Raw genomic sequence first — 9,887 nt, 5'->3', positions numbered from 1 at the left:
CAAGGCCCTCGGCCAGGGCAACAAGTCCGGTGCCAAGGAGACCGACAGCACCGACGCGGCCGCGTCCGACAACGCGCCCGCGCAGAGCGCCGCGTCGCAGGCACTGCCTCAGCAGGGCATCGTGAACTCGAGCGGCACCATCGGTGGTGGCGCCACCCCGCCGATGCAGGGCATGGGCGGCGGCATGGGCATGGGTGCCCACGGCGCGCAGGCCGAGCAGGAAGAGGAGCACACGCACGCGTCGTTCCTCATCGAGCCCGACCCGGACGACGCCTTCGGTGCCAACGAAGCGACGCCGCCCCCGGTCATCGGTGCGTGGACCGAAGACGACGATCGCTAGAGCTGTTTTCACCGGGCGCGCGGCCGAACCGGCCGCGCGCCCGCTGACCTGTTTGGGGGCGGGATATGGCGAACGGTGAACTGCTCACCGCGGTCGAACTGGACTTCCTGTGGGAGACCGCGAACGCCGGCGAACTGCCGTACCCGCTTCGTGCGCGCTCGCACGGGGCGACCGTGGACGAGCGTGACGCCCTGCGGAAGCGGACGCTCTCGGTCCTGAACCAACGCGGGCTCGCGGACGACCGAGGTCGTCCCGAACCCCATATCGAAGACTTCTTCGGCGTCCTCGCGAGGCCGGATCTGAGCCTGGACTGCGTCCAGCTCAACAACCCCAACACCGAACCGCTGCTCGCGGTCGCGTCGCTGCTCGGCGGCGAGGGACTCCTCACCGTGCAGGATCCGCGCGGCTTCCACTTCCACCCCATCGCCCCGGACGGCCTCGCGAGCGCGATCGTCTCCCTCCTGCCGCCGGGCTCGCGCGGCACGGAGAAGTCGATCACCCTCCCGCTGGACGGCCTCGTCGGCGCCTCGGGGGCGGACTTCCTCCAGCGCCGCCAGCCGCAGGTCGACGGGACCGCGACCTCCGACGAAGACCGCAAAGCCCTCTCGCGGCTCCAAGCGCAGCCGCGGCTGCGCGGCGGCCAGTTCGGCGCCAACGCGCGGAGCAGGCACGGCACGCGGAGCCGCTCTTCGGTGCTGAGCTGGTTCGACACGCAATCGGGCCGGTACTTCACCCAGGCCACCCGCGGCTCGGACGGCCGCGACTGGATCACCATCGCGCCCGCGGATCCGGCGACCCTGCGGCACCGGCTCACGGAAATGCTGGGGAAGATCGCCGCGGACTCCACTGTCGCTCGCTGACCCCCTTGTCCCGGTACGGCTGCCGTGAAGGCGTGTTGCGAAAGCCACTTTCGCAACGTTGAACGTTGCGAAAGTGGCTTTCGCAACACCTCCCGCGAGACCGGGCGCCTAACCACGGCACGCGGCACAGGGGCCTTCACACGCACGACCGACGACACCACTCAGGACCACCTCACGCCATCCGCTCGCCGCCTGTCGGACCCCTTCGCTATCGTGAACCCCAGGGCGTTCTGACGCACAGCGACCAGCCGCGCACAGGCCCGCAGCAGGAGCCAAGGTGCCGGGAGGGCACGGAGCAATGCACCAGGAACACTTCACGCCGATGGCGTTCGACTTCCTCTGGGAGTCCGCCGAACTCGGCGACCCGCCGTACCCGCTGCGCGTGCGTTCGCACGGCGCGACCGAGGCCGAGCGGCGGGCGTTGCGCAATCGCACCGACGTCGAGTTCAAGGCCCGCGGCATCCGCGACAGCCGCGGCAGGCTGGAGCCGAGGATCGAGGACTGGCTGTACCTCCTCGCCCGCGGTTCGCTGACCATCGACGCCCTGCACATCCCCGAATTCCAGGCCCCGACGATCGCCGTCCTCGGCGCCACCGACGGCCGCGACGGCGTCCTCGCGATCCAGGACCAGAGCGGTATCTGGCTGCGCGAAGCCCCGGCCGACGGGCTCCCCACCGCGGTCGTCGACCTGCTCCCGCCGGGTCGCCGCGGCTCCGAGGCCTCCGTCACGCTGCCGATCGACGACGCCCGCCGGACCGAGCCGATCCGCGCCGCCGTCAACCCGACGAAACAGGCCGAGGAGCCCGAAGCGGCGAAGACCCGTCGCAAGGAGAAGCCTCGCGTCTCACTCAGTGAGCGCATCACCGCGGACCCGCGGGAGGCGTTCGGCAAGCTCACCGGCCAGCCGCGGCTGCGCGGAGGTCAGCTCGCAGCGAACAGCCGCTCCCACGTCGGCGCGAAGCAGCGCTCACGGGTCATCGGCTGGTTCGACACCTCCAGCGGGCGGTACCTCAGCACGTCACAGGCCGGTCCGGACGGACGCGAATGGGTCACCGTCTCACCCGCGGACGTCAAGACACTCCGTATGCGGCTCGGCGAAATGGTCGCCGGTGTGGCGGTCGACACACGTTAGGGTGACCGTCACGCTCACTCCCCGGGAACCCTCACGCAGCGTCCGCCGTTGACGTCCGAGAGGCTCACCACCCTCGTCCGTCCAGGCGGGCGGTATCCTGAGGGGCGGGTGTCGGAGCACCATGGGTCGTCAAGATCGTGATGGCGGGTATCACAGGAGCCGCCCAACCAGGAAGGGTCGAGGCCACCAGGGCCGAGTCGTATGAACCGGAAGAGCGTGCTCAAGAACCCAGTGCTCTGGATTCTCGCGGCGGTACTGGCGTTTCTCGCATACAACACGATCTTCGACAGCGATCGTGGCTATACCCAGGTGCCGATCTCCATCGCGAATCAGCAGATCACCGCGAACAACGTCAAGGAAGCCTCGCAAGAGGACAAGGAGCAGCAGATCAAGCTGCTGCTGAACAAGAAGATCGAGGTCGAGGGCCAGCAGGTCGACCAGATCATCGCGCAGTACCCGGCGAACGTCGCGGGCACCATCTACGGGCAGCTCATCGCCCTCAAGAGCGGTGACAACCCGGTCAAGTTCACCACCAAGGTCACCCAGCAGAACGTCCTCACCCAGATCCTGATCTTCGCCATCCCGCTGGCCCTGGTGCTGGGCCTGCTGATGTGGATGATGAACAACGCCCAGGGCGGCGGGAACCGCGTCCTCAACTTCGGCAAGTCGAAGGCCAAACAGCTCAACAAGGACATGCCCAAGACGACCTTCGGGGACGTCGCGGGCGCCGACGAGGCCGTCGAAGAGCTGTACGAGATCAAGGACTTCCTGCAGAACCCCGCGCGATATCAAGCTCTCGGCGCGAAGATCCCGAAGGGCGTTCTGCTCTACGGGCCGCCCGGTACCGGTAAGACGCTGCTCGCGCGAGCCGTCGCCGGCGAGGCGGGCGTGCCGTTCTACACGATCTCCGGTTCCGACTTCGTCGAAATGTTCGTCGGTGTCGGTGCCTCCCGCGTCCGCGACCTGTTCGAACAGGCCAAGCAGAACGCGCCCTGCATCATCTTCGTCGACGAGATCGACGCGGTCGGCCGTCAGCGTGGCGCCGGCCTCGGCGGCGGTCACGACGAGCGCGAGCAGACCCTGAACCAGCTCCTCGTCGAGATGGACGGCTTCGACGCGCGTGGCGGCATCATCCTGATCGCCGCGACCAACCGTCCCGACATCCTCGACCCGGCGCTCCTGCGCCCGGGCCGGTTCGACCGCCAGATCCCGGTGTCCGCACCGGATATGCGCGGCCGCAAGGCGATCCTCGAGGTGCACGCCAAGGGCAAGCCGATCGCGCAGGGCACCGACCTGAGCAGCCTCGCCAAGCGGACGGTCGGCATGTCCGGCGCGGACCTGGCGAACGTGCTCAACGAGGCCGCGCTGCTCACCGCCCGCCAGAACGGGCACGTGATCACCGACGCCGCGCTGGAGGAGTCCGTCGACCGCGTCGTCGGCGGCCCCGCCCGCAAGAGCCGGATCATCTCCGAGAAGGAGAAGAAGATCACGGCCTACCACGAGGGCGGGCACGCGCTCGCCGCGTGGGCGATGCCGGATATCGAACCGGTCTACAAGCTGACGATCCTGCCGCGCGGGCGCACCGGCGGTCACGCCCTGCTCGTCCCGGAGGACGACAAGGAGTTGATGACCCGCTCGGAGATGATCGGGCGCCTGGTCTTCGCGATGGGTGGCCGGACGGCGGAGGAACTCGTCTTCCACGAGCCCACCACCGGTGCCTCCTCCGACATCGAGCAGGCGACGAAGATCGCCCGCGCGATGGTCACCGAATACGGCATGAGCGCCCGGCTCGGCGCGGTCAAGTACGGCCAGGAACAGGGCGACCCGTTCCTCGGCCGCTCGGCCGGCCGCCAGGCGGACTACTCGCTCGAGGTCGCGCACGAGATCGACGAGGAGGTGCGCAAGCTCATCGAGACCGCGCACACCGAGGCGTGGCACGTGCTGAGCACCTACCGCGACGTGCTGGACGAGCTGGTCATCGAGCTCCTCGAAAAGGAGACGCTGACCCGCAAGGACCTCGAGCGGATCTTCGCGAGCGTCGAGAAGCGACCGCACATCACCATCTTCAACGAGTTCGGCGAGCGGAAGCCGTCGGACAAGCCGCCCATCAAGACCCCGGGCGAGCTGGCGATGGAACGCGGCGAGCCGTGGCCCCCGCCGGAGGAGAAGAAGGAGCAGCCGGTGCTGCAGCCGGCGCCGACCCCGGTCGGCACCGCGCAGGGCGGTGGCGAGCTTCCCGGCGGTCCGCCCTACTCGACCCCGGCCCCGCCGCCGGACCCGAACGCGAACCCGTACGCACCGCCGCAGCCGGGCGCCTACCCCAACGGTGGTCGCCCCAACGGTGGGCCGAACGGCACCGGCCACTGGCCCCAGGCATATGGTGGGCAGCAGCCGGGCGGTCCGGCAGGCGGTTACCAGGGCGGGCCCGTTGGCGGGCCCCCGAACTACGGGGCTCCTCCCGGATGGACCCCGGCCACGCAGCCGGGCGGCCAGCCGAACCAGCCCTGGCGTCCCGCTGAAGACCGTCCGCGTGATGACTGGTTTGCCGACCAGCCCGATCAGCAGCAGGACAAGGGACAGCAGCGGCGTGAAACCGACGGACAGGACGACGACAAGCGGTAACGGCGACAGCCCGGTCTTCGACCAGGACCGGGCCGAGAAAGCCGTACGCGAACTCCTGCTCGCCTGTGGTGAGGATCCGGACCGGGACGGTCTCCTTGAGACCCCCGCCCGGGTCGCTCGCGCTTACCGGGAAATGTTCGCCGGTCTCTACACCGAGCCGGACCACGTCCTGGACCGCACGTTCGACGAGGCGCACGAAGAACTCGTCCTCGTGACGGACATCCCGATGTTCTCGACCTGTGAACACCACCTCGTGCCCTTCCACGGTGTCGCCCACGTCGGCTACATCCCGAATGGCCACGGCAAGGTCACCGGTCTGTCCAAACTGGCCCGCCTTGTCGATCTCTACGCGAAGCGGCCCCAGGTTCAGGAGCGCTTGACCTCGCAGGTGGCAGACGCGCTCATGCGCAAGCTCGAGCCCCGCGGCGCGATCGTCGTGGTCGAGGCCGAGCATCTCTGCATGGCCATGCGCGGGATCCGCAAGCCCGGCGCCAGGACGACGACGTCGGCCGTACGCGGTCTGCTGCAGACTTCGGCGTCCTCGCGGTCGGAGGCGCTGGACCTCATCAAGGGCCGTCGATGACCGCCCTGCCGCAGCCCGGCCGGTGCGCGGTGATGGGCATTCTCAACGTCACACCCGACTCCTTCTCCGACGGCGGCCGCTACCTCGGGGTCGAGCAGGCCCTGGAGCACGCGCGGGGGATGTGGGCGCGCGGTGCCGACCTGATCGACGTCGGGGGCGAGTCGACGCGGCCCGGGGCGTCCCGGGTGGACGCGGAGACCGAGATTTCCCGGATCATGCCGGTGATCCGCTCGCTGGCGGCCGACGGTGTCGCGATGTCCGTCGACACGACTCGCGCCGAGGTCGCCTTCGCCGCCGTCGAGGCGGGAGCGTCGGTCATCAACGACGTCTCCGGCGGGTTGGCCGATCCGAACATGGCGAAGGTCGCGGCGGAGACCGCTGTGCCCTGGGTGCTGATGCACTGGCGTGGGCACAGCAAGGACATGAACACGCTGGCGTCCTATGGGGACGTCGTCGCCGACGTCCGCGACGAACTGTTGTCCCGAGTGGACGAAGCCGTCGCGGCCGGGGTCGACCCGAGCGCGATCGTGCTGGATCCAGGGCTCGGTTTCGCGAAGAACGCCGAGCACGACTGGGCGTTGCTGAACGGACTGGATTCCTTTCTGGCACTGGGTTTCCCGGTGCTCGTCGGCGCCTCGCGCAAGCGGTTCCTCGGACGGCTTCTGTCTGAAAAGGACGGAACGCCCGCGCCGCCGGACGGCCGGGAGAACGCGACGGCGGCGGTGTCGGCGCTCGCCGCGTCGGCGGGTGCTTGGGGTGTGCGGGTGCACGAGGTCGGCGCGAGCATCGACGCGGTGACCGTCGCGGCCGCTTGGCGAAAGGGGAGTCCCGATGTCTGACCGCATCACGTTGACCGGTTTGCGGGTCTTCGGCAGGCACGGGGTCTTCGACCACGAGAAGCGTGACGGGCAGGAATTCGTCGTCGACATCGTGGTGTGGCTGGACCTCGGCCCGGCCGCCGCGTCCGACGATCTGACCAAGACGCTGCACTACGGCGAACTCGCGGAACTCGCCGCCGGGATCGTGGCGGGCGAACCGTACGACCTCATCGAGAGCGTCGCCGGGAAGATCGCGGACGAGGTGCTGCGTGACGAGCGGCTGACCGGCGTCGAGGTGACGGTGCACAAGCCGTCCGCGCCGATCCCGCTGAACTTCGACGACGTCGCCGTCACGGTGTCGCGTAAACGATGAGCCGCGCACTGCTCTCGCTCGGATCGAATCTGGGGGACCGGCTCGCGTTCCTGCGGTCGGCCGTCGACGCCGTGCGGCCCGCGCTCGTCGCGGTTTCGTCGGTCTACGAGACGAAGGCGTGGGGTGTCGAGGACCAGCCGGACTTCCTCAACGCCGTCGTCCTGGTCGACGATCCGGCGCGTGATCACTGGGACTGGCTGCGCACCGGTCAGGCGGCAGAGCAGGCCGCGGAGCGCGTGCGCGAACTCCGCTGGGGCCCGCGGACGCTGGACGTCGACGTGGTGACCGTGGCCGGGGTTCGCTCCGACGACCCCCAGTTGCTGCTTCCCCATCCCGGCACGCCGGAGCGCGCGAGCGTGCTGATCCCCTGGCTGGAGATCGAGCCCGACGCGGTGCTCCCCGGCCACGGTCCGGTCGCCGGCCTCCTGGCCGCGCGCCCCGAATCCGACGTCTCCTCCGTCCGCCGGACGTCCCTTACCCTCGCCTGACCCCCCCGCGTTTAGTCCTCTGAATGCGGTCCTTGCACGCGCAACTACCGCATTCAGAGGACTAAACGCGGAGGGTGGCAGGGCGGCAAAGTGAGAGCAAAGGTCCCTTGCTACCCCCGCGCGGCGCGGAGGGCGGCGACGATCCACTCGGCCTGTGGCATCTGCGAGGGGAACGACGGCCAGCCGTTCATCTTCCCCAGCAGGAACCAGTACCGCTCCGCCCGCGGGTCCGTGCTGATCGCCATCCCGTCGGTCAGCTTCTTCCGCCAGACCGGGTCGGCCGCGTCCTGCCCGTTCCGCGAGGACTGCGAGAAGATCGTCTCGGCCAGTTCCCGGCCTTCCGCGGAATCCGGCGAGAGACCGGCTTCGAGCATTTCCGACGCCTTCTCGCTCCACGCCATCCACAGTTGTTGCTGCTGTGCGCTGTAGTCGGCCCCGTCCTCCGCGCGGAGCTTCGAGTGCCACTCGCTCATCCGGCGGATGGACGCGCGGAACTCGTCGTCCTGCACGAGTTCGGCGAACTCGATCCACGCCTCCAGCTGTTCGGGCGTCGGGTCGTCGGGCAGTTCCGGTTTCGCCGAGCGCATCCGCTCGTAGAACTCCGGATCCAGTTCGAGCCCTTCGACCATCTCCGCCCAGAACTCGTCCAGCAAGCGTTTGCGGTCTTCGTCCGACATCGACGCGAGCTTGTTCATCAGTTCGACCTCCTCCAGCGGTGAGTCCCGTTTGGCCACCGCTCGCAGGACCGCCCGGCGCAGTTCCAGCCGCCGGATCTGCTCGTCCAGGGCCGCGACGTGCTGGACCGCGAGGTCCCCGATGGTCGCTTCCCTGGTCAGCGCCCGCTCCACGTCCGCGAGTCCCAGCCCGAGTTCCCGCAACGTCCGGACCAGCTCCAGGCGCGCCATCGCCGTGGCGTCGTAGAGGCGGTAGCCGGAGCCGGTGCGGTCCGTCGGCGGCAGGAGGCCTTCGTCGGAGTAGAAGCGGATGGTCTTCACCGGCAGGCCGGTCCGTTTGGCCAGCTCCCCGATGGTGAAAACCGCTGCGGTGCCCATATGCTTCATCGTCGACTCTCCAGTTGGTGGAGAGTCAAGCCTGCCAGGTAGCGTTGGTCCATGCACTTCACCCGGCCACGCGAGCTGGCGGTGGCCGGCCTTCTGGGCTTGGTCTTGGCCTACCTGCTCTTCCAGGTCGCCTACGGCTCGATCCCCGCGCTACCGCTCTTCGCCGGAGCGACGCTGCTCGTCCTCGCGCTCTGCGAGGTCGTGCTCGCCTTCATCGTCCGTTCGCGGATCAAGGAGGGCCGCGTACTCTCAGCGATCTCCGTCGCCCGATCGGTGGCCCTCGCCAAGGCGTCGTCTTTGGCCGGATCCGCCATGACGGGTGTCTGGCTGGCTGCCTTCGCGTATCTTTTTCCGCGACGTGACGAACTCCTCGCGGCGACCGGTGATCTTCGGTCGGCGGTGGTCGGGTTCGTCAGCTCGGTGGCGCTGGTAGCTGCGGCTTTGTGGCTCGAACACTGCTGCCGGACCCCCGAGGGCAGTGATCGGGACCGCGATCCCGAGCCGACCGGTTAACGCTCGAGAGGCACCGCTCGAAGTACCGACTAGGTCTCGTTCGGATTACTAGAAGGTACGGTGTTGGGCATGACCGGGGTGGGTGACGACTCGCGCGGCCGCCTTGCGGGTAGGCCGTGGCTTGTCGTCGGCTTGGTTCTCGCCGTCGGCGCGACTCTCGCATTGGTGCTTTCCGATGACCTCCGCTACTTGCGGCTGGGTATCGTCGCGGCGCTGTGGGCGGCCCTGATCGGGGCGTTCCTGGCGGTCCGCTACCGCAAGCACGTCTCACAGAGCGAGGACGCCGTCGCCGAGGCGCAGGCCGTCTACGAGCTCGAACTGGAACGCGAGATCGCCGCCCGCCGCGAGTTCGAGCTGGAGATGGAAGCGGAGAACCGGCAGGCCGCCGACAGCCGCTCCCAGGACGAGCTCGAAGCGCTCAGAGCCGAGGTGAGCGCTCTGCGCGAGAGCCTCCAGTCGCTCTTCGGCGGTGGCGAGGTCCTTCTCGAACGTGTCGCGCTCACCGCGCAGGCCACCCGGATGCGGTCGCTCGACAACAAGCAGCTGATGAGCGCCGGTTCCGAGAACGGCAACGGCAAGCCCCAGCTGATGGCGGCCAAGAGCACCACGATCGACGTCGACGAGCGTGAACGCGGCCGCGAACGCCCGACCGAGATGATCGACCGCGTCCTCGAACCCGCGTCCGCGCGGGCGAACGCCCCGGCCGCTGCTCGCCGAAAACCCGCGAACGGCCAGGTCAACGGCGTCAACGGGACCAACGGCTCGAACGGCTCGGGTAACGGAGCCAACGGTTACGGCCAGAGCAACCAGGTCCCCCGCCCGAAGCCCGCCGACGAATCCACCCGCCGCAGCATGCGCAAGGCCGACGCTCGCGCCTCGAAGGCCGCGGAAGCGCTCGCCGCCGAAGCCGCCCGCCGCGAGCGGCTCGAGATGTCGAATCCCGGCATGTCCCCCGTCGAGACCTCCCGGCCGATGCCGAGGATCGACGCCCAGCGCAAGACCCCGCCGCCGGTGACCCCCGCCGAGGTTTCCCGCCCGTCGATGCCCGGCGTCTCGCGCGCCGAGATCTCGCAGCCGTCGATGCCCACCGTCGCCCG

The 9,887-nt window shown here is 69.1% G+C and carries 10 protein-coding genes and 1 pseudogene; 10 read left to right on the top strand and 1 reads right to left on the bottom strand.

Annotated elements, in window-relative coordinates:
- The 8 genes and pseudogenes from H5J31_RS38615 to folK all read left to right on the top strand — a co-directional run.
- Positions 1-340, top strand: a pseudogene (locus H5J31_RS38615) (hypothetical protein); the annotation flags it as partial.
- Between the two features lie 65 nt (positions 341-405).
- Positions 406-1,200, top strand: coding sequence for an ESX secretion-associated protein EspG (locus H5J31_RS38610; protein WP_181777609.1), 795 nt, complete (start codon positions 406-408; stop codon positions 1,198-1,200).
- A 298-nt stretch (positions 1,201-1,498) separates the two neighbouring features.
- Complete coding sequence (locus H5J31_RS38605) at positions 1,499-2,332, top strand: ESX secretion-associated protein EspG (protein ID WP_181777608.1); 834 nt, start codon at positions 1,499-1,501, stop codon at positions 2,330-2,332.
- A 201-nt stretch (positions 2,333-2,533) separates the two neighbouring features.
- Complete coding sequence (gene ftsH / locus H5J31_RS38600) at positions 2,534-4,954, top strand: ATP-dependent zinc metalloprotease FtsH (RefSeq protein ID WP_181777607.1); 2,421 nt, start codon at positions 2,534-2,536, stop codon at positions 4,952-4,954.
- Positions 4,920-5,537: a GTP cyclohydrolase I FolE gene (gene folE / locus H5J31_RS38595; RefSeq protein ID WP_181777606.1), complete on the top strand. Its 618-nt coding sequence runs from the start codon at positions 4,920-4,922 to the stop codon at positions 5,535-5,537. The genes ftsH and folE overlap by 35 nt, the downstream gene beginning before the upstream one ends.
- Positions 5,534-6,376 carry a dihydropteroate synthase gene (folP, locus tag H5J31_RS38590; protein ID WP_181777605.1) on the top strand — a complete coding sequence of 281 codons (843 nt, stop codon included), beginning with the start codon at positions 5,534-5,536 and terminating at the stop codon, positions 6,374-6,376. The genes folE and folP overlap by 4 nt, the downstream gene beginning before the upstream one ends.
- Complete coding sequence (gene folB, locus H5J31_RS38585) at positions 6,369-6,728, top strand: dihydroneopterin aldolase (RefSeq protein WP_181777604.1); 360 nt, start codon at positions 6,369-6,371, stop codon at positions 6,726-6,728. Before folP ends, folB begins: the two co-directional genes overlap by 8 nt.
- The gene (folK, locus tag H5J31_RS38580; RefSeq protein WP_181777603.1) at positions 6,725-7,216 is read left to right on the top strand and encodes a 2-amino-4-hydroxy-6-hydroxymethyldihydropteridine diphosphokinase; all 492 of its coding nucleotides are present in this window, start codon (positions 6,725-6,727) and stop codon (positions 7,214-7,216) included. Before folB ends, folK begins: the two co-directional genes overlap by 4 nt.
- Positions 7,217-7,326: 110 nt before the next feature.
- Here the strand turns inward: folK and H5J31_RS38575 are convergent, their stop codons facing one another.
- Positions 7,327-8,268: a MerR family transcriptional regulator gene (locus tag H5J31_RS38575; RefSeq protein WP_181777602.1), complete on the bottom strand. Its 942-nt coding sequence runs from the start codon at positions 8,266-8,268 to the stop codon at positions 7,327-7,329.
- Positions 8,269-8,328: 60 nt separating this feature from the next.
- Here H5J31_RS38575 and H5J31_RS38570 point away from each other — a divergent pair, with 60 nt between their 5' ends.
- Together H5J31_RS38570 and H5J31_RS38565 are read left to right on the top strand one after the other, a co-directional pair.
- Positions 8,329-8,790: a DUF3180 domain-containing protein gene (locus tag H5J31_RS38570; protein ID WP_181777601.1), complete on the top strand. Its 462-nt coding sequence runs from the start codon at positions 8,329-8,331 to the stop codon at positions 8,788-8,790.
- Positions 8,791-8,859: 69 nt separating this feature from the next.
- Positions 8,860-9,887 (top strand): DUF6779 domain-containing protein (locus H5J31_RS38565; protein ID WP_328701728.1); only part of this gene is annotated, 1,028 nt, incomplete at its 3' end.

Source organism: Amycolatopsis pittospori (genome assembly GCF_013870525.1).
In the GTDB taxonomy this organism is placed as follows: domain Bacteria; phylum Actinomycetota; class Actinomycetes; order Mycobacteriales; family Pseudonocardiaceae; genus Amycolatopsis; species Amycolatopsis pittospori.
Note: the sequence above shows the minus strand (reverse complement) of the source record. Positions and strands in the feature narration are given on the sequence as shown.

Coding starts and splice junctions, on each gene's coding strand:
- H5J31_RS38610 (WP_181777609.1), top strand. CDS start 406: ATGGCGAACGGTGAACTGCTCACCGCGGTCGAACTGGACTTCCTGTGG.
- H5J31_RS38605 (WP_181777608.1), top strand. CDS start 1,499: ATGCACCAGGAACACTTCACGCCGATGGCGTTCGACTTCCTCTGGGAG.
- ftsH (WP_181777607.1), top strand. CDS start 2,534: ATGAACCGGAAGAGCGTGCTCAAGAACCCAGTGCTCTGGATTCTCGCG.
- folP (WP_181777605.1), top strand. CDS start 5,534: ATGACCGCCCTGCCGCAGCCCGGCCGGTGCGCGGTGATGGGCATTCTC.
- folB (WP_181777604.1), top strand. CDS start 6,369: ATGTCTGACCGCATCACGTTGACCGGTTTGCGGGTCTTCGGCAGGCAC.
- folK (WP_181777603.1), top strand. CDS start 6,725: ATGAGCCGCGCACTGCTCTCGCTCGGATCGAATCTGGGGGACCGGCTC.
- H5J31_RS38575 (WP_181777602.1), bottom strand. CDS start 8,268: ATGGGCACCGCAGCGGTTTTCACCATCGGGGAGCTGGCCAAACGGACC.
- H5J31_RS38570 (WP_181777601.1), top strand. CDS start 8,329: ATGCACTTCACCCGGCCACGCGAGCTGGCGGTGGCCGGCCTTCTGGGC.